Origin of the sequence: Bacillus seohaeanensis, assembly GCF_042684945.1 — a bacterium.
Classification (GTDB): Bacteria; Bacillota; Bacilli; order Bacillales; family Bacillaceae_B; genus Rossellomorea; species Rossellomorea seohaeanensis.
The window spans coordinates 1-19,798 of record NZ_JBHUMF010000028.1; the positions used below are offsets into that span (position 1 = coordinate 1).

Here is a 19,798-nt window from a genome sequence, read left to right on the forward strand (position 1 = left end):
GGGAAGGTTGCGTGTTTTATTTTGCCTTCTATTGTGTGTTAACCCCAACAAATATTATAGAGCCATATACTAACACTATCCCCCTTTGAAAATAAAAAAGGTTTTCCCAAAAAATTTCTTGGGAAAACCTTAAAGACTTTTAATGTTTATACTGCGCTTGATACTGCTTAAATTCCTTTTCCGAACAGTAAACAAAATGCCCTGGTGCAACTTCGCGCATTTCCAACTTCTCAGCTTCGGTGTAGTTATGAACTGCAGGGTCATATTCCTTTCTGCTGCGTGTACGCTCATACTCAGGATCTGGAAGTGGTATAGCAGAAAGCAATGACTGTGTATAAGGGTGAAGTGGATTTTTATAAAGTGCATCACTTGGTGCTAATTCGACTAATTTACCGAAATACATTACACCGATTCGATCACTAATGTATTTCACCATAGAAAGGTCATGGGCAATAAACAGATAAGTCAACCCTTTTTCTTTTTGTAATTCCTTCAAAAGGTTTACAACTTGAGCCTGAATGGAAACATCCAGTGCGGAAATAGGTTCGTCTGCGATAATGAATTCAGGGTCTACAGCTAACGCACGAGCAATACCTATACGCTGACGTTGTCCTCCTGAGAATTCATGAGGGAAACGATTAGCATGCTCTCGGTTAAGCCCTACCGTTTCTAGCAACTCATGAACTTTTTTTCGACGCTCGTCCTTAGAAGAAGCTAACCCGTGAATATCGATGCCTTCCGCAATGATATCTTCTACTTTCAAACGAGGGTTTAAAGATGCATACGGATCTTGGAAAATCATTTGCATTTTACGGTTGAATTTTTTTAATTCGGCTCTTGATTTCTTACCATGTACGTCATCTCCATCAAACAATACTTGACCATCAGTGGCATTATATAAACGGATAATAGTACGACCGGTTGTTGATTTACCACAACCAGATTCACCAACAAGTCCAAGTGTTTCTCCACGGTAAATGTCAAAAGACACTCCGTCTACTGCTTTAACCATGTTCGGTTTACCAGGGTTAAAATGTTGTTTTAAATTTTTTATTTCTAATAATTTTTCTGCCATTATACTTGTACCTCCTCAACTAGCACTGGCTCCTTAAAGTTAGAAGGCATCTTTCTTTGTCTTACTTTTACAGCTTCAGGTGGCTCAACTTTAGGTGCATTCGGATGTAATAACCAAGATCTAACAAAATGTGTATCAGAGATTTGATATGTTGGTGGCTCTTGTTCAAAGTCAATTTGCAATGCGTATTCACTTCGAAGCGCAAATGCATCCCCTTTTGGAGGATTTAACAAGTCAGGTGGCGTCCCTGGAATAGCCGTTAATTGTACCTCATCATTTGTTTCTAAAGTAGGCATCGAACCTAACAGCCCCCATGTATACGGGTGACGTGGATCATAAAAAATCTCGTCTACTGTTCCACTTTCCACAATTTGCCCACCATACATAACTGCAACTCGATCAGCAACATTTGCTACAACACCTAAATCATGAGTGATAAAGATAATAGATGTTTCAATCTTATTTTGTAAATCTTTCATTAACTCTAAAATTTGTGCTTGTATCGTAACGTCTAATGCCGTTGTTGGCTCATCTGCAATTAAAATTTTTGGATTACATGCAAGGGCAATCGCAATTACCACACGTTGGCGTTGACCGCCCGAAAATTGATGCGGGTATTGTTTAAACCTTGCTTCCGGATTCGGTAGTCCAACGAGCTTCATTAATTCAATTGCACGTTTTTTCGCATCTGCTTTGCTCATGTTTTGGTGCTTCACTAACGGTTCGATAATTTGATTTCCGACTGTCATCGTAGGGTTTAAAGATGTCATTGGATCCTGGAAGATCATTGAAATATCTTTCCCACGAATTTTTTGCATTTCTTTTTCGGAAGCTTTCGCTAAATCTTTACCTTCAAAGATCATCTCACCATGCTTAATGTAGCCTGGTGGGTTCGGGATTAATCTCATTAACGCTTTTGTTGTAACAGATTTACCTGAGCCAGATTCTCCAACAATCGCAAGGGTTTCCCCTTTTTCTAGGTGAAAATCTACGCCGCGAACAGCTTTGACTTCTCCTCCATACGTATCGAAGGAGACATGCAGGTTTTTTACATCTAATATTCTGGACATATCAAATTCCTCCTTCTATTACTTACGCATTTTCGGATCTAGTGCGTCACGTAGACCATCAGCCAATAAGTTAAAACTTAAGATTACTAATGAAATTACCACTGATGGAATCATCATCATATGAGGGAAAGATTGAATCGAACGATACCCTTCATTAACTAGTGACCCTAATGATGCTAGTGGCGGCTGAATTCCCAGTCCGATAAAGCTAAGGAATGCTTCGGTATAAATTGCACTTGGAACCGTAAACATTGTTGTAATGATAACAGGTCCCATAACATTTGGTAATAAATGTTTAAATATTAATCGATTATTCGTAGCACCTAGTGTCTGTGATGCCAATACATACTCCTGATTTTTTTGTTGAAGAATTTGTCCACGGACAATCCGCGCCATCGTTACCCATCCGGTTATTACCATCGCCATCGTTATTGAAAATATTCCCGGATCAAATACGAGGATAAAGAGAATAACAACAACTAAGTTTGGAATACCTACTAATATCTCGACAATCCGTTGCATAATATCATCTATTCGCCCGCCATAGAAACCAGAAATTCCTCCGTAGGCGATACCAATTAAGAAATCAATTACAGCGGCAAGAACCCCGATATATAGTGAGATTCGTGTACCTTGCCATGTACGTGTAAATAAATCACGACCTAAGTCATCCGTACCGAACCAGTAGTTTTCCTCAATTTTGCGAGATTCATATACGTCAAAACCATCGCCATCCTTACCATCAAACCAAGGTATAAAAGATAGAGTTTCAATTTTAGGTGGTAATTTTGCATGACGTATATTTTGATCACTGTAATCGCGACCAGTCATATAAGGACCAACGATTGCCATAAGAATTAAAATGACTAGCATAATAAGTCCAGCAATCGCACCTTTATTTTTCAATAATCTAATCCAAGCGTCTTTCCAGAAACTCAAACTTGGTTTTTGTATTTTTTCCGCTGCCTCTCCGTCTGATAATTTTCGTTGGAAGAGGTCAGGACTAAGTTGATCAAGTTGCTTTTTGTTTTTTTCCATTATTTCTTCCCTCCAGCCAGACGTATACGCGGATCAATAACGCCATAAAGGATGTCCACTAAGAAAATGACACCAATAAACAGAACACTAAAGAATAATGTAGTACCCATAATTACTGTATAGTCATTCGTGTTAATGGAAAGAACGAATTGTTCCCCTAAACCAGGTACAGCAAAGATTCTCTCAACAACGAGTGAACCAGTCATAACTGATACTGTCATAGGTCCCATGATTGTAATAATTGGAATCATCGCATTACGAACTGCGTGTTTGAATACAGTTGCTGTTTGTGATATCCCCTTCGCTTTTGCTAGAAGGATATAATCTGAGCCTAATACTTCAATCATCTCTGTACGCATGTAACGTGCAACCGTTGCAACAACACTTACTGTAAGAGCTAGTGTTGGAAGTATCGTATGCTTGAATTCTCCCCAAAGAGCTACTGGCAGCCATTCAAGCTGTACCCCAACTACATATTGTAAAAGAGCTGCAAATACAAAAGATGGAATCGAAATACCAAGTACCGCCAGCACTGTGGCTCCGTAGTCCGCCCATGTGTTATGTTTTAATGCTGCAACAATACCTAATAGAATACCTACAATTGTACCTAGAACCATAGCTTGGAAGCCAAGTTGTGCGGAAGGACCAATGCGGTCACCGATGATAGCTGTTACCGGTCGGTTATCGTATTGGAATGACAGACCCAAGTCACCTTGCACCAGGTTTGTCATATAATTTACGTATTGCACAGGGAGAGGGTCATTAAGACCGTATTTATCCAGAATAATTTGTTGTTGTTCTGGAGATAACCTTTCTTGATTAGTGAGAGGCGATCCAGGAAGGAGCTTCATCAGAAAGAAAGTGGCAGTTGCAATTAAAAGCAAAGTTATGATCATGTAAACAACACGTTGAATTGTATATTTGACCATTCTTTAGCCCCCCTTTTTTATCTTTTTTTATTCCAACAATTATATTATATCCGATTTCGACGAATTTTCAATAAATTTATTAAATTGTGACTTTTTTCGACAATCAGTGGAAAAGGAGAGTATATGCTCCTCGCATATACTCTCCTTTTGAAGATTTTCTTCACTTATTGCGATTATTACTCAATATGTGTCCATTTGTAGCTGAAATCAGCACCGAATGAATGACGGTATAAATCTTTTACATATTCTTGTTGAAGGAATGATTTACCTTGTTGGAACATAGGACTGATTGCTTGATCTTCTTCAAGTAAGATTCTTTCTGCTTCTACTAATGCATCCCAACGAGCTTGCTCATCACTAAGAAGTGTAGATTTTGCATCTTGAACTAACTTGTCAAATTCTTCGTTAGAGTAGTCCATTTGGTTATGAGATCCACCAGTTACAAACATGTCAATGAACGTCATTGGATCTGGATAATCTGGACCCCAACCAGCGTAAGACATATCGTAGTTACCTTTCGTTTCTAAATCAAGTTTTTGCTTGAATGGTTGTTGAGAAATAGAAACACTTAAGCCTTCTAAGTTAGTTTCTAGTTCTTCTTTTAAGAATTCTCCGATTTTCTTAGAGCTTTCAGAATCATAGTTTAATAGCTCAATTTCAAAAGTATCTTTTCCAAGTTCTTCTTTTGCCTTAGCCCAGTATTCTGCAGCTTTTTCAGGATCATAGCCACCGAATTCACCAGCAGTTTCACGGTATTCTGTTCCATCTGGACCAGTAACGAAATCTTTTGGTACTAAATAGTACGCAGGCATAGAACCATTGTTCAATAGTACATCAACTAAACCTTGTTTATCATAAGCAGCATCAATTGCTTTACGTGCATTTACATTCGCAAATAATTCATTCTTCTGGTTTAAACGTAGGAAGTATACAGATGTTTCTGCATTAGTCATGAAGTCTTCATCATCTTTGAATTTATCAACGAACTCTGCATTAAGACCTGCAAGATCTACTTTTCCAGTTTCATAAAGATTAACTCCAGTTGCTACATCTTTAACGATATTAAAGTTAATTTCTTTAAGTTGAACTGTTTCAGCATCCCAATAAGAATCATTTTTAGAAAGTTGGAAGCTTTGTTCATGTTTCCACTCTGAAAGCGTGAATGGACCATTGTAAATTAATGTATCTGCCTCAAGGCCGTATTGATCTCCTTGTGCTTCAACAAATTTTTGATTTTGTGGCATGAAAGTTCCGAAAGTTAGTAACCCTTTGAAGTAAGGAACAGTTGTTTCAAGTTGTACTTCTAATGTTTTGTCATCAATTGCTTTAACACCTAGCTCTTCTACCGGAAGCTCACCAGCGTTTATTTTTGCAGCATTTTTAAGATCATACATAATGTATGCATATTCTGCAGCAGTATCTGGATTTAATGCTTTTTGCCAAGCGTAAACGAAGTCGTGAGCAGTAACAGGATCTCCATTTGACCATTCTGCGTCACGAAGTTTAAATGTGTATGTTTTACCATCTTCACTGATTTCTGGCTCTTCTGCAGCCATACCAAGAACCGGCTCATCATTTTCACCTAAACGATAAAGTCCTTCAAATACGTTGTTCATTACGTTGAATGAAACGGCATCTGTTGCAAGAACCGTATCCATTGATGGAATCTCTGCAGACTCAGTAAGATTAAGTACTTGTTCTTTTTTCTCCTGCTTATCGCCAGAGTCTCCGCTATCTTCTTCACTAGAATCTTCTCCGCCACCACAAGCAGCTAAAAAGGTACTAAGTGCAAGAAGCAGCACTAGAAGAAATGAAAACTTTTTCTTCATGATGAAATTGCCCTCCTCTTATATCTCATATTTATTTATCTTCTAATTTTCAGAAGATTTGTTACTTATTATACAACAACCAGAAATTATTGCAATAAAAATTTAACAGATTTTTTTAAAATTAGTAGATTCAAAGAAATAACCCTGTCATACCAACGTTCACATTTAATATATAAGGAAGTTTAATCATTACAATTATTACATTTATTACATTCCACTTGTTTTTAACTAGGGTTTTTTATATTATTTTTAACAAAAATTTATTTATTAATATAATTTTTATTAAAAACTTAGTATATTTATACTGATGCTATTTAATTATTAGTATCCTCTTAATTGTTTGATAATTAGTTGAACTTACAAGTTTCCATAAAGGATAGAAATCAGTGCAGTCAGGAGTTAAATAGATTAATTTCTTGTATATATATAAATGAAAGTTGAATTTGTTTCGATAAATACGGTATACTTTTATCAAAAATGGTTAAGGAGATTTATGAAAACATCCAAGTATTCTTTACTATTAATAGGTTTATTATTACTCTTTTCGATCAGCGCTCCATTTTTCCAAAGCGAACCTTATCACATTGCCTTAGTTAATAATTTTTTCGCGGTAGGAATGCTCTTCCTATGCTTAGGTGCATTTTTGTTTATAATGGAACAAGGATTTTTTAATGGCATTTCCTACGCCTTTAAACGATTTCGGAAGAATACCAAAAAAGGTAAATATGTTTCACAATTTGATGATCTAGATGAAACAAAAGAAATTTATGAAGAATATAACGTAAAAAGAAGTTATTCCATTACAAAACCCCTTCTTCTTGTAGGCGGAGGAAGTTTTCTGCTATCTTTGGTAGTGTCTTTTCTCTTCTTTACTTGATTTACGTTCCACTTTTTATTATAATTTTTTTACCTAATAAGTTTATAAAATGTGATGATAAAGAGTAGTACATTCATGTTTGAATTGTAGAGAGCTTGTGGTTGCTGAAAACAAGTATTCAGCTGAATGGAATGGACTTTGGAGCTTTACGGATGAAATGAAAGTAGTTCGTAACGATTGCCTTTCGTTAAGGAGGCCCATGTAAATGCATGGACTAAAGTGGTCTATAGTTATATATAGACACTTAGGGTGGCACCGCGGATCCAAAACCATTCGTCCCTATTTTCATAGGGACGAATGGTTTTTTATTTTTATTTTTAGGAGGAAGTTTAAGATGAAGACAATTTTCAGTGGAATTCAACCAAGTGGAACGATTACACTTGGCAACTACATTGGAGCGATGAAACAGTTTGTAGAATTGCAAAAGGAATACAATTGTTATTTTTGTGTAGTAGATCAACATGCAATAACCGTTCCTCAGGACAAAATGGAACTGCGTAAAAACATTCGCAGTCTTGCGGCTCTTTATTTAGCAAGCGGGATTGACCCTGACAAATCAACTTTATTTATTCAGTCAGAAGTTCCTGCACATGCTCAAGCGGGCTGGATGTTACAATGTGTATCCTATATTGGGGAACTGGAAAGAATGACACAGTTCAAAGATAAATCGGAGGGGAAAGAAGCAGTTTCTGCCGGTTTATTAACATATCCACCGTTAATGGCAGCAGATATTTTGTTGTATGGTGCAGATCTTGTACCAGTTGGAGAAGATCAGAAACAACACTTAGAGTTAACTCGTGACCTTGCGGAACGTTTTAACCGGAAGTACAATGACATTTTTACCGTTCCGGATGTGCGCATTCCCGAAGTTGGCGCAAGAGTTATGTCGCTTCAAGAACCAACAAAAAAAATGAGTAAATCTGATGCAAATAAAAAAGCGTTTATTACGCTATTAGATGAACCTAAGCAGATTGAGAAAAAAATAAAAAGTGCTGTTACCGACTCTGATGGAATTGTAAAATACGATAAGGAAAATAAACCCGGTGTTTCTAATTTACTTTCTATCTATTCTATTTTAGAAGGTACATCTATCGAAGAATTAGAAAAAAAATACGATGGAAAAGGCTATGGAGAATTTAAAGGTGACCTTGCAAAAGTTGTCATTGATACCATTAAGCCTATACAGGATAGATATTATGAGTTAATTGAATCTACAGAGCTTGATGATATTTTAGATAAAGGTGCAGAAAAAGCAAACTTTACTGCTTCTAAAATGGTGAATAAAATGGAAAAAGCAATGGGATTAGGAAGAAAAGCACGAAAAAAATAGACATTAATATAAAGAAGTCGCCAAGTTTATTATCATAATAAACTTGGCGACTTCTTTAATTTACTTTTGGCCTATTTTCCATTTCCCAAAGTTTTTCAAAAAATGGTTGTCCTTTTATTAAGTTCTCGCATAGTCTTGAATGTTTTTCTGTCCAGCCATCTTTTGTTTCTTCATAAAACATCTGCCAGATTTCTTCAAAATCCATTTGTTGTATTGCTCGGTATCGTTCTGGCGCCCACTCTGTGTACCAATACCTGATTTCAGATGTGTTTTTAGCACTATATAGTTGATCTAGTGCCATAAATAACAGTTGTTTCAACTGCCTCTCCTTACGTGTCAGTCCACTCATAATATGTGGACTAGGAGATAAAATGTGATAATCTTTTTCCTCTGATTGAATTGAATAGCAAATTTCCTCTTGACCTTCTACCATTTCATATACTAGTTGCTCTTGACGCGGTATCAATCTGCTTTTTCTAATTGGAATTGTATATCCAATCGTATCTACCGCGAGAATGCCTGTCCCATCTGTGACTACAAAACAATAATCTTGCTGAATTCGCTCATGATTTTTTCTTAAATATGCTTTTTGATATACATCATTTAATAGTTGTTGAGGTAACTCAGATAGATCATTCTCGATGTAATGAAACAGGGTAGTATTTACTTTTACTAGAGGAACTTGATCCAATAATTCAATAACGTCTTCCTTGCGCCATTCATGAAAATGGCAAACATTATATCCGTTTTCTTCACCTTCGAACCAATTTACCCATACATCATGAAGATACAACATGATTGACCCCTCACTTCAATCTCTATTTATCCCGCATTAACGAGCAGTCCCCCCACCTCAAGACTTGAGGAATCAGAGAAGCATTGGTGGAGGCGACTAGCCGCAACGCCCGATTAGTTCAACTAACAATCAGCGGGGAATCCCCATTGATTGAAGTTTCACTTTATCCATCAGTATAGGCAGATAAAAGTTAATTTATTCCTTAATAACCAAATCGATTTTAAAGTGTGTGATTATTTTTTTTCCTTGGAAAGTAAATAGCAATAGATATGATCATAATTCCAATAATAAACAGGTAACACTCTAACCTTGTCGATACAAAAAGAAGATAGTCAGTAAAGGTAATTCCTGTTGTGAGAAGGTTCAAATAGATGATTATACTAACACCGCCTGCTACAGCTAGTCCAAATCCAACACATAATAAAAACATTTGAAACACCATACCTTCCGCCTTTACCGCTTTATTTAGTGCTCGTCCTTATACGCTTTATTTAATTTTATGATTTGGAAAGGAAGATATGACAAATCCCCCCAATGAAGTAACTTCAAAACAGTGGGGATTTTTTGCCCCCACTATTTGTTGAGTAATAGTCGCTCGTACTTATGTTTTGGTGTAGCTCAGCATAATTTCTAAGGTATAAAATCTGTTGATGGTTTTCCTAATAAATCAGTAGTTTTCAACTTTTTCTTACTATTATATGTTTCAATTAAATAATACCCCACACAATACCCTAACATCCTCGGATATAGCCCCTTCCCTAACAGCAATTGATTGTGTTTTTCGTCCGTATTTTTAATATGTTGTTCCTTTTTAATATACTGTTTCCAGAATTGCTCTAATTGCCTAGGGGAATAGGTTTTTGTCCATGATGCTTTATATTTTTCTCCGCAATACTCTTCTACTGCATATTCAGCTAGGCCTTCAAATATAACAGAGTCTAATAATGTATATTGACGATCTTCCATTTTTAATTTGTTCATTCTTGTGCAATGATGGTACTCATGAACAAATAATGCTTCGTATTCTTTTTCCTCTAACCCTCCTGATAAAAAAAAGAAGATTTTATCTCGAAACGAAACACCAGATTTTCTAGTACGTGCCCGGAATAGACCACTCGTTTCTTGAACGGGAAATATATATATTGGTACATCAGGACCGTTCCATTGCTTTTGATATTTCTTTTCAAAATCCGAAAACAACTCCCATACACATTGAACTTGTAGTTGTTTAAATGTATGTTCCGCTTGACTTGATGGTCGAAACATTCCATGTTCTTGCAAATACTGATAGAAGGAAGATAATTCTTTTTTAGGTGCCCGAGTATTCTCTAGCAACGCCAAAGGCTTATAAAATGACTTTTCTAACCACTCTAAAGTCGGTACAACGGCCACAAGCATCCCCCTTTTGCAACTTTTAAACCATACTATGTAGAAGGTCCGTCCCTCGTCACTTTAACGCGTTCCCATAACAAGGGACGGACCTAAAAAAGCTAACTCGTAATCGAGTTAGCTTTTTGGTCTTATTTCTTTTAATATTTTTTGAATACGAGGGTTGCATTGTGACCACCGAATCCAAGTGAATTACTCATTGCATATTGGATTTCTTGTTTACGTGCACCGTTCGCAACATAATCAAGATCACAGTCAGGATCAGGGGTTTCGATATTAATAGTTGGTGGTAGAATTCCTTCTTTCAATGCTAATACAGAAAAAATTGCTTCTATTCCACCAGCTGCTCCAAGTAAATGACCCGTCATCGATTTAGTCGAACTCATTGCCAATTTGTAAGCATGTTCCCCAAACACTTCTTTCACTGCCATTGTTTCGTATTTATCATTATACTGTGTACTCGTTCCATGAGCGTTGATATATTGCAACTCTTCTGGACGTACACCACCATCATCAAGTGCCATCTTCATAGCTCTCGCTCCGCCTTCTCCTCCAGGTGCTGGTGCTGTAATATGGTAAGCATCACCTGTAGAACCGTAGCCGACAATTTCAGCATAAATAGGCGCACCGCGTTTTATAGCGTGTTCTAATTCTTCGATCACGACAATTCCTGCACCCTCTCCCATTACAAAACCATCACGGTTTGCATCAAATGGTCTTGAAGCTTTTTCAGGGTCAGTATTAGTCGATAACGCTGTGTTTGCACAGAAACCAGCTACCGACATTCTAGTAATAGGAGATTCTGCTCCACCAGTAATCATAGCATCAGCATCACCACGCTGAATGACTTTAAAAGCATCACCAATTGAGTTTGTCCCTGTTGCACAAGCAGTAACAGTACAAGAGTTAACTCCCTTTGCGCCTAATAAGATGGAAACCTGTCCCGTTGCCATATCCGGAATCATCATAGGTACGAAGAAAGGACTTACTCGGCGATAACCACGCTTTTGGAATGTTTCAAATTGATTTTCAAATGTTTCCAATCCACCAATTCCGGAACCAATCCACACACCTACTCGATGGGCATTTTCCTCATTAATTTCAAGCTTCGAATTTTCGATTGCCATCATGGAAGCTGCCACCGCATATTGTGTAAAACGATCCATTTTACGAGCTTCTTTACGTTCTACATAACTTTCTGGATCAAAATCTTTCAATTCTGCTGCAACTTTTGCAGGGTAGTCATCTGCATTTAGTCTTGTTAAAGGGCCGACCCCAGATTTACCAGCTACTATATTTTCCCAAGTTGTTTCTACATTATTCCCAAGAGGGGTTACAGCACCAATTCCTGTAACTACTACACGTTTCTTATCCATAATCGTTCATCTCCTTTGCATCAGATATATTCTTGCTTGTGATATTTAAGAAAAGCGGAAGCGCCTTGAACAGACCTGACAAGCATAAGACGAGCACCTCGGAAAGGCGCTCTTTGCCTTTTTGGGATGCTTGGCTTATGACCTCAGACGAGCTAGGCGCTGGAACCAGACATCAACGTAATCATTTTTATACTTTCTTATTTTGTAAGATAACCGGCATCTATTTCCGCCGATCTACTATATTTTTTAGTAAGATATTACTTTAGCATCCCCAACGCATTGCAATGGCACCCCACGTGAGGCCTCCACCAAAGCCGACCATCACTATAACATCATTGTCTTTTATTCTACCCGCCTCTAAATCTTCAACGATTGATATTGGTATAGATGCTGCTGAAGTGTTCCCATATTTATGAACCGTTTTTGACATTTTTTCAACTGGCAATTCTAGCCGCTGTCTTGCTGATTCCATAATACGTATATTTGCCTGGTGAGGTATAAGAAAATCTACATCCTCTTTTTTCAAACCTGCTTTTTCAATAACATTTAAACTTGATTCACCCATTTGGCGTACAGCGAACTTAAATACTTCTCTACCATTCATAAAAAGATGCGGGCCATCCTGGTATAAGTACTTGCCGCCCGAACCATCAGCACCAAGTTCAAAAGCTAGTATTCCTTTTCCCTCCGATACTGGTCCCATTACGACTGCACCAGCTGCATCACCAAATAATACTGCTGTGTTACGATCTTCCCAATTCGTAATTTTGGAAAGCTTTTCAACCCCAACAATTAGGATGTGTTTATAGGCATTATTTTCAATAAACTGTTTCGCCGTTATCATACCATACATAAAACCTGCACACGCCGCACTTAAATCCATTGCAGCAGCTTTTTTTGCTCCCAGTTTTTCTTGTAACATTGCGGAAACGGATGGAAACGGTTGATCAGGTGTGACAGTCGCAACTAAAATCATGTCAATATCTTCTGGATTAATTCCAGCTTTTTCAATTGCTTGCTTGGCAGCCTCATACGCCATATCTGATGTATCCACGCTATCATCTGCTATTCTACGTTCCTCAATTCCCGTTCTTGTACGAATCCATTCGTCTGATGTATCCATAATTTTTTCAAGGTCTTCATTTGTAACTACTTTTTCAGGAAGATAACGGCCGATTCCAATAATTCCTGTGTTCATTTTGGCATCCCCTGCTTTCCTTTTTATTTTTCAACTCAATTATCAGGTAAAAGAATTAGTTAATATTTTATTCATAACCAATGATTATTAGTAATTATTATGACTTGGTACTAATTTTACCATAAACAATCATTTCTGCAATTATTTTTTACTATTCTTCCAAAAATGAGTCAAACAACTATAATGAATAGTTGTAAATAATATTCAATAAAAAAGCTTGCCATAAACCATAAAACTGGCAATTGGCAAGCTTTTTACTAATAATTATTCTTCATTATGTAATGCATCCTGTTTTCCTAACTCATATGCCTCGTTCATTACTTTTGTAAAAAGAGACATAAATGGTTGAAGCATTTCAACAGAGACCTCAATCCCTGCTTCATCAAATTTTTGTTTTGCTTCTGGTAAGTATTTCATAGCTAGTTGCATAAATTGCATTGTTTTATCTTCGTTCATACTGTAAGCTCCTTTTTTAGCTCCAGCGGCTAGCTTGCTGGGAAAAAGATAAATCCACCCAAAGGCAAAAGGCGCCTTTTGGGCATTTCCTATTTTCTTCACGAGCTGGGCGAGCCGCTTCCGCTTTTCTTTTGTCTAGCTCCAGCGGCTAGCTCGTTGGGAAAAAGATAAATCCACCCAAAGGCAAAAGGCGCCTTTTGGGGCATTTCCTATTTTCTTCACGAGCTGGGCGAGCCGCTTCCGCTTTTCTTTCCATTTGGTAATTTTCCAGTTTCAATATACGTTTCGATATGTTTCTTCATTTCTTTTTTAAAGTCCTTGGAGATATCTGGACTAAATTTCCCCATTGATATTGCACCATCTTGAAAATCAAAATTAATATTTCCCGATGGCAGTTCTCCGTTTGAGAATTTTCTTGCTACAATTTCATATAGCTTGTCCGCATGTTGAACGGTACTTGTTAGTACAGTCGACTCACCTAAATCTGACTGGTCGGATACATAACCAATTGCATAAAGGCCTTCTTCTTTTATTTTTTCAATTACAGAAACATTATAACCGTCTCCTGCCGGATAAACAACATCTACATTATTTTCAATCATGGAGTCTAAAAGGTTTAAGGCTACTTTTTGATCGCCCCAATTATGGGTATACTCTAATCTTACCTCTATATCCTTGTTTTCAAACTTTGCTCCTTCTAAAAAGCCTTGAACTTCCGGCTGCCATTCATATGCAGCGATAACGCCTATTTTATCACTCTTTGAATAATGTGCAGCTGTCATTCCTCCAAAAAAGCCCATTGCATACCCAGCAAATTTTAAGCTTGTTGTATTTTTTTCTGTTGCTTCTCCATTAAAACTCACAAAATGTGTCTTTGGATAGTTAGAAGCTACATTATTAAAAAACTCATTATACTCACTACCATGACCGAAAATTAGGTTAACATCGTTTTCTTTATACTCTTTTATCGCTTGCTCCACAGCTTGTTTGGTGTGTATGCCCTCTTTGTAATATACGTCTACATCATAGTTTGATTGAATGGATAAAAGGCCTTTATAACCTTTCGTTCCCCAAACTCCATCATTTATTGTTTCAGGAACTAGTAAACCAACACTTTGTATCTCCCCAGAAGTACCAGCATTAGAGCATCCGGCTACTCCGATAATAAAAAGAAAGAGAAATGGAAATAAGATCTTTTTTGTCATATGCAGCAACTCCTTTAAAGGCGATGCAGCGTAAAAAATACGTTAAGAGCTATTACAATTTACCACCACTTCTATTTTACCTGTGACTACGGCTACTGAAAAGAGTTATTTCGGCTTATTCCATTTCTGCTAATTCCGACCACCTCTTTTGTTCTTGCAAAATTTCTTTTGGGGATAGGCTTGATTTGATTGTAAGTTTAATTCCCTTTTTCGTTAACTCTTTGCTTTTTGTGGGTATCGTATTAGAAGTTAACAAAGAAAGTGCTTCTTCCCAGCTGTTTTCCCCTTCGGACTCTAATTGATATGTTTTATGTGTAGTAGATTTCTCAACGATAATATTTGCTGCATCCTTTATATAAATCGCTGAAGATTCATCATCAACGTATTGTACCTTCTCCATATTGTCCACCTTATTCTTAAGAACTTGAGAATATAAAAATGCTGACGGTTGATGAGGGCCGTATAAAGTTGGAAGATAAATCGTCGTTACATTCCTACTACTATTGACAGACATATCTTTTTTACCAATAAGGATCGGAACCGTCGGAAACAGTTGCACAACAGATGAGTTGGAGTAATTTCCTTTTTTCAGCTGATCCGTCATTTTTTCTAAACAAGAAATATCCCCCTTCCCCAATAAATCATAATACGGGATAAATATTATGCTTTCCTCCGCTATTTTTTTATCCCACTCTAGGTATGAGTTGTACTCGACATTCGAATTTCTCCCTATTCCCATCCACTTATCCCCTGTACTTGGGCTATCATCTATAGCCGTTACACTCCAACCCTTTTCAAGAAGTACAGAACATAGTTCAAAACCAAGAAATTGTTGTGCAGCTAATACAACAGCATGATTCATACTACTTCACCACTTTCTATCTAAGTTCCGCTTACATGGAGTCCGTCTAATAATCCTTAGGCACAAAAACCTGTACTCTTTCCCAAAACGGCGCATTTCCTTTGAAGATAAGGCCCTCACGACGAAAATATGCTGTTATTTCAAGGATATGATTTTCATGCGTGAGTAACTAGGCCCAATTAGGCACAGAATTGACTTTTGGATTAGCCTTTTATAATACTTTTTCATGTAAAGTAAAGTAAGAGATAAATTTTCTGCCAATACTGTACCTCTTTTCCGGCAACACATAAAACAGGTCTGTCGGAAGAGAATTAGCTACTCTCTCTTTATATATTTTTTTTACGAGAGAAAATTGATTTTTATATCGATTAAGTGAAGTCCATTGTATAATATAAATTGGCAGTTCAAATTGATTGAAAACCATGTGGTCGTTTACTTCTTTCTTTATACTAGATAAACAATCTTTTTCTCGAATCTGAAACGCCTCTGAGACTTCTTTCACTAACTTCTTATAAAAGAATTTTTGCTCTCTCTCTTGCTGAAAATGCTCATATAGCGATACACAAGGGGAAAGTAATACAGCAGACCTTAAGTCATCTTTCATTTTGGGATAAAGATTTTTAAAAACTAATGCCCCCATGCCTTCTGCAAGTATATGAATTTTCCCATTAATAATTTCATTCCGCTTTACATGCTGATAAAGTCTTAGCGCAAGTTGAACAGCTTCATTACTCCCCCAGTTTGGACCAAATAGGTTCGAATAAAATACTAAATAACCCTTGTTTGTTAGTTCTTGAATCCATTCTGCTCTTCCATCCTGTTGTAGCCAAAAGCTGCTCTTCTCATCGACATAATGATGATGGTCCCCTAGCACCATTACAGCAAATCCATTTGGTCTTTCAGGGTAATGTATTCTGCACCATTGTTGATCAAGTTGAAATAGTTGCTTGCTCATCAGGAATTCTCCTTTTATTATCTAGTGAAAGATTACATCCTTCACCGTTGTTCTCCTTACACACTGATACAATACATATTATGTTAGCGGTCTGTTTTGGTAAGGGGATTAGCCTATTGAATAGTGAAACTTTCTAAATTGGGAGATTAACAGTATGCTTCTAACCAATAAAGTTATTTTCATTCATACTATTTATTAGTGTGTCTACACTGGTCATTAATACGGAGATATATTAATTCACAAACAACTATATAACAGGGGAGTAAAATTAGTTGGGAAGGCTTACATTTTTGATTTTTAGACATTTATTAATCACGAAAGCTATGGTAAGATTAGAAGGAAAAGCAGTAAGATTGTAATTTAATGTTCTTCACATCTTTACATAGATGAGTTAAAGAGAATCGAGGTGACAGAATATGAGATTTTTTTGGACCTTCTTTTGGACTTTGCTATTAACAGAAATGTTAAACTACGTTGTTAGTTCGATGAATGGTGCAGCGTTCCATTTAGAAACTGGAATTATTCTTGCGGTTGTAGCAACCATCTTAGTTTTTGTTGTAACGCTGATTCTTCCTAATGAGCCAGTTGAAGATCATAATTAATGGAACTAAATAAGGTCGAAAAAAGAAGCAGCCGAAGTGGGCTGCTTTTCTATTCTATGATTTATTATCTTGTTTTAATACAATACTTTCCTTTTCTTCGTCTATTATTAACTTCCCTTGTAAAGCCATCTCACCTTTAATAATTTCTCTTGCCAGTCTCGTTTCAATTTCACGTTGAATATACCTTTTTAACGGTCTTGCACCATAAATAGGGTCATAAGCAGACTTTGCAATGAAGTCTTTTGCTCCATCCGTCATTTCTATTTTAATATTCTGCTCCTTCAGCCTCCGTTGCAGCTCTTCTATCAGCTTTTCAATAATGCCCTTTATATTAGTTAAACTTAAAGGCTTAAATAACACAATGTCATCTATCCTATTTAAAAACTCTGGTCTAAACGATGCGCGTAGCTGTTTCATTACCAAGGTTTCCGTCTCTTCATCAATCTCCTCCGTCCCCTTATTTCTTTCTAAAAGATGGGAAGAACCAATATTGGATGTCATAATGATAACTGTATTTTTACAATCAATCGTTCTACCTTGAGAGTCTGTTATTCTGCCATCGTCTAAAATCTGCAAAAGAATATTGAATACTTCTGGATGCGCTTTTTCTATTTCATCTAATAAAATAACAGAATAAGGTTTTCTTCGAATTGCTTCTGTTAGCTGTCCACCTTCTTCATAGCCAACGTAACCAGGAGGGGCTCCAATCAGTCTTGACACTGCATGTTTTTCCATATACTCCGACATATCAATCCTAATCATCTGCTCTTCACTGTCGAATAATTCTTGAGCCAATGTCTTAGCAAGTTCCGTTTTCCCAACACCCGTTGGACCTAAGAAGATAAAGGAACCTATTGGTCTATTTGGATCTTTGATTCCTGCCCTTGCTCTGATGACGGCATCACTTACAAGTTGTACCGCTTCTTCTTGACCAATAACTCGTTCATGTAGAATACTTTCTAGTTTCAATAACTTTTCTCTTTCCCCTTCTACGAGTTTTGTTACTGGAATACCGGTCCACCTTGCAACAATATTGGCAACTTCTTCTTCTGTCACTTCTTCTCGTACAAGTCTCGCTTCTTGTTTTTGAGCTATTTCTTTCTCCATTTGCTGGAGTTCTTTTTCTGCTTCTGGTATAAGTCCATGCCTTAGCTCCGCAGCACTATTTAGATCATAGTCTTCTTCCGCTTTTTCCAATTGTCTGCGAAGCTTTTCTAGTTGTTCCCGTTTTTCTCGAAGTCTTTGTATCCCTTCTTTTTCTCTTTCCCATTTTGTCTTCATTATGTGAGCCTGCTCTTTTAAGTTTGCTAGCTCTTCTTGAAGGTTAGCCAATCGTTCTTTGCTAGTAGCATCTTTTTCTTTTTTCAGGGCAGCTTCTTCAATCTCTAATTGCATGACTTTTCGTGTGATTTCATCTAATTCGGTCGGCATTGAGTCAATTTCGGTTCGAATCATTGCACATGCTTCATCAATTAAATCTATTGCCTTATCCGGCAAAAACCGGTCCGATATATACCGGTCTGATAATGTAGCAGACGCTACTATTGCTCTGTCATGAATATTAACACCATGATGAATTTCAAATCGATCTTTTAGTCCACGTAAGATTGAAACCGTATCTTCTACGTTTGGTTCCTGTACAAGAACTTGCTGGAAGCGGCGTTCTAAGGCAGGATCCTTTTCAATGTACTTCCGGTATTCATTTAATGTTGTAGCACCGATACAATGAAGCTCTCCTCTTGCAAGCATCGGTTTTAAAATATTTCCTGCATCCATTGCTCCTTCTGTTTTTCCAGCACCGACAATCGTATGAAGTTCATCAATAAACAATAGGATACGTCCTTCGCTTTTCTTTACTTCTGTAAGAACAGCTTTTAACCGCTCCTCGAATTCCCCTCTGAATTTTGCACCGGCAACAAGTGAACTCATATCCAATTCAAAAATAGTTTTATCCTTAAGACCTTCTGGAACATCTTTTCGTACAATTCGTTGGGCCAGTCCTTCTACAATGGCGGTTTTTCCAACTCCTGGTTCTCCAATAAGTACTGGGTTGTTTTTTGTCTTTCGGGACAAAATTCGGATAACGTGGCGAATTTCTCCATCTCGTCCGATAACAGGATCAATCTTTCCTGAACGTACTTCCGCTACTAGGTCTCTTCCATATTTTTTTAATGCTTCGTATTTCACTTCCGGGTTTTGAGTTGTCACGTTTTCACCACCTCTTAATTCTTCTATTATTGTAAAAACTTCTTTTTCTTGCACATTCCTTTTATTTACGTATTCTGTTATGGCATGATGTTTTTGCTTAAGTACCGCAAGAACAATATGTTCAACGGAGAGATATTCATCCCCCATCGCTTTCTGAAGTTTTTGACCGTCAGAAAGCAATTGCTGAAAATCACTAGCAAAATACTGTCCATATTGAACATTTTCCCCTTTTACAGAGGGCTTTTCTGCTAGCTTTTCTTCGATATAAGATAAAAAATCCTCCGTACTGATCCCGGCTTTATGATAAATGGATGACAACAAGCTATCAGGATTCTTTAACAATACAGACCATAGATGCAAGGCAGTTACATCCGTATGCAAATGGTCCTTAGCTAATTGCTGTGCTTGTACTAAACCGTCTTGAACAGAATAGGTCATGTTTTCCATATCCATTTTCCCCTTCCTCATTTGACCTTTACTGACTATTATAAAATCATTATAATGTTTCCACCTTAAAAGAGAAAGTATTACACTTCTGAATCAGACATACCTAGTATCAGCTGTTATTGATAAACTGTATTTTCCCCATAAAAAAGAACGAAT

General features: G+C 37.1%; 18 protein-coding genes and 1 other annotated feature. Of the genes, 3 read left to right on the forward strand and 15 right to left on the reverse strand.

What is annotated here, in order from left to right:
- Positions 1 to 139: 139 nt before the first annotated feature.
- The 5 genes from ACFSUL_RS10850 to ACFSUL_RS10870 all read right to left on the reverse strand — a co-directional run bounded on the left by ACFSUL_RS10850 (position 140) and on the right by ACFSUL_RS10870 (position 5,941).
- Positions 140 to 1,075 (reverse strand): ABC transporter ATP-binding protein, encoded by a 936-nt coding sequence (locus tag ACFSUL_RS10850; protein ID WP_377935284.1) that lies wholly within the window; start codon positions 1,073 to 1,075, stop codon positions 140 to 142.
- Complete coding sequence (locus ACFSUL_RS10855) at positions 1,075 to 2,145, reverse strand: ABC transporter ATP-binding protein (RefSeq protein WP_377935286.1); 1,071 nt, start codon at positions 2,143 to 2,145, stop codon at positions 1,075 to 1,077. The genes ACFSUL_RS10850 and ACFSUL_RS10855 overlap by 1 nt, the downstream gene beginning before the upstream one ends.
- An 18-nt stretch (positions 2,146 to 2,163) precedes the next feature.
- Positions 2,164 to 3,183 carry an oligopeptide ABC transporter permease gene (gene opp3C, locus ACFSUL_RS10860; RefSeq protein ID WP_377935288.1) on the reverse strand — a complete coding sequence of 340 codons (1,020 nt, stop codon included), beginning with the start codon at positions 3,181 to 3,183 and terminating at the stop codon, positions 2,164 to 2,166.
- Positions 3,183 to 4,112, reverse strand: a complete 930-nt coding sequence (gene opp3b, locus ACFSUL_RS10865) for an oligopeptide ABC transporter permease (protein ID WP_377935290.1) — start codon at positions 4,110 to 4,112, stop codon at positions 3,183 to 3,185. The genes opp3C and opp3b overlap by 1 nt, the downstream gene beginning before the upstream one ends.
- Positions 4,113 to 4,288: 176 nt before the next feature.
- Entirely contained in the window at positions 4,289 to 5,941 is a 1,653-nt protein-coding gene (locus ACFSUL_RS10870) for a peptide ABC transporter substrate-binding protein (RefSeq protein WP_377935292.1), read from the reverse strand.
- A gap of 493 nt (positions 5,942 to 6,434) precedes the next feature.
- Between ACFSUL_RS10870 and ACFSUL_RS10875 the strand changes: the two genes are divergently transcribed.
- Positions 6,435 to 6,818 (forward strand): DUF3899 domain-containing protein, encoded by a 384-nt coding sequence (locus ACFSUL_RS10875; protein ID WP_377935295.1) that lies wholly within the window; start codon positions 6,435 to 6,437, stop codon positions 6,816 to 6,818.
- A 45-nt stretch (positions 6,819 to 6,863) separates the two neighbouring features.
- Positions 6,864 to 7,102, forward strand: a binding site (T-box leader).
- 50 nt (positions 7,103 to 7,152) lie between these two features.
- Entirely contained in the window at positions 7,153 to 8,148 is a 996-nt protein-coding gene (gene trpS, locus ACFSUL_RS10880) for a tryptophan--tRNA ligase (protein WP_377935297.1), read from the forward strand.
- 55 nt (positions 8,149 to 8,203) lie between these two features.
- On the opposite strand, the gene ACFSUL_RS10885 is transcribed toward trpS, so the two are convergent.
- The 9 genes from ACFSUL_RS10885 to ACFSUL_RS10925 form a co-directional block, all read right to left on the reverse strand.
- Entirely contained in the window at positions 8,204 to 8,944 is a 741-nt protein-coding gene (locus ACFSUL_RS10885; protein WP_377935299.1) for a YjbA family protein, read from the reverse strand.
- 220 nt (positions 8,945 to 9,164) lie between these two features.
- Entirely contained in the window at positions 9,165 to 9,386 is a 222-nt protein-coding gene (locus ACFSUL_RS10890; RefSeq protein ID WP_071413128.1) for a hypothetical protein, read from the reverse strand.
- Positions 9,387 to 9,574: 188 nt separating this feature from the next.
- Entirely contained in the window at positions 9,575 to 10,336 is a 762-nt protein-coding gene (locus tag ACFSUL_RS10895) for a DUF2268 domain-containing protein (RefSeq protein ID WP_377935302.1), read from the reverse strand.
- Positions 10,337 to 10,473: 137 nt separating this feature from the next.
- A complete protein-coding gene (gene fabF / locus ACFSUL_RS10900; protein ID WP_377935304.1) occupies positions 10,474 to 11,709 on the reverse strand; it encodes a beta-ketoacyl-ACP synthase II in 1,236 nt (411 codons plus the stop codon).
- A 262-nt stretch (positions 11,710 to 11,971) separates the two neighbouring features.
- Entirely contained in the window at positions 11,972 to 12,907 is a 936-nt protein-coding gene (locus ACFSUL_RS10905) for a beta-ketoacyl-ACP synthase III (RefSeq protein WP_377935306.1), read from the reverse strand.
- A gap of 264 nt (positions 12,908 to 13,171) precedes the next feature.
- Positions 13,172 to 13,363: a ComZ family protein gene (locus tag ACFSUL_RS10910; protein WP_377935308.1), complete on the reverse strand. Its 192-nt coding sequence runs from the start codon at positions 13,361 to 13,363 to the stop codon at positions 13,172 to 13,174.
- Positions 13,364 to 13,581: 218 nt separating this feature from the next.
- Positions 13,582 to 14,568 carry a BMP family ABC transporter substrate-binding protein gene (locus ACFSUL_RS10915; protein ID WP_377935310.1) on the reverse strand — a complete coding sequence of 329 codons (987 nt, stop codon included), beginning with the start codon at positions 14,566 to 14,568 and terminating at the stop codon, positions 13,582 to 13,584.
- 115 nt (positions 14,569 to 14,683) lie between these two features.
- Positions 14,684 to 15,430, reverse strand: a complete 747-nt coding sequence (locus tag ACFSUL_RS10920) for a hypothetical protein (protein WP_377935312.1) — start codon at positions 15,428 to 15,430, stop codon at positions 14,684 to 14,686.
- 211 nt (positions 15,431 to 15,641) lie between these two features.
- Positions 15,642 to 16,385 carry a hydrolase gene (locus ACFSUL_RS10925; protein WP_377935314.1) on the reverse strand — a complete coding sequence of 248 codons (744 nt, stop codon included), beginning with the start codon at positions 16,383 to 16,385 and terminating at the stop codon, positions 15,642 to 15,644.
- A gap of 416 nt (positions 16,386 to 16,801) precedes the next feature.
- On the opposite strand from ACFSUL_RS10925, the gene ACFSUL_RS10930 reads away from it, so the two are divergent.
- Positions 16,802 to 16,987: a YjzD family protein gene (locus ACFSUL_RS10930; RefSeq protein WP_071413136.1), complete on the forward strand. Its 186-nt coding sequence runs from the start codon at positions 16,802 to 16,804 to the stop codon at positions 16,985 to 16,987.
- A gap of 54 nt (positions 16,988 to 17,041) precedes the next feature.
- Here ACFSUL_RS10930 and clpB read toward each other — a convergent pair whose 3' ends face one another.
- Positions 17,042 to 19,648 carry an ATP-dependent chaperone ClpB gene (gene clpB, locus ACFSUL_RS10935; protein ID WP_377935317.1) on the reverse strand — a complete coding sequence of 869 codons (2,607 nt, stop codon included), beginning with the start codon at positions 19,646 to 19,648 and terminating at the stop codon, positions 17,042 to 17,044.
- Between the last annotated feature and the right edge of the window lie 150 nt (positions 19,649 to 19,798).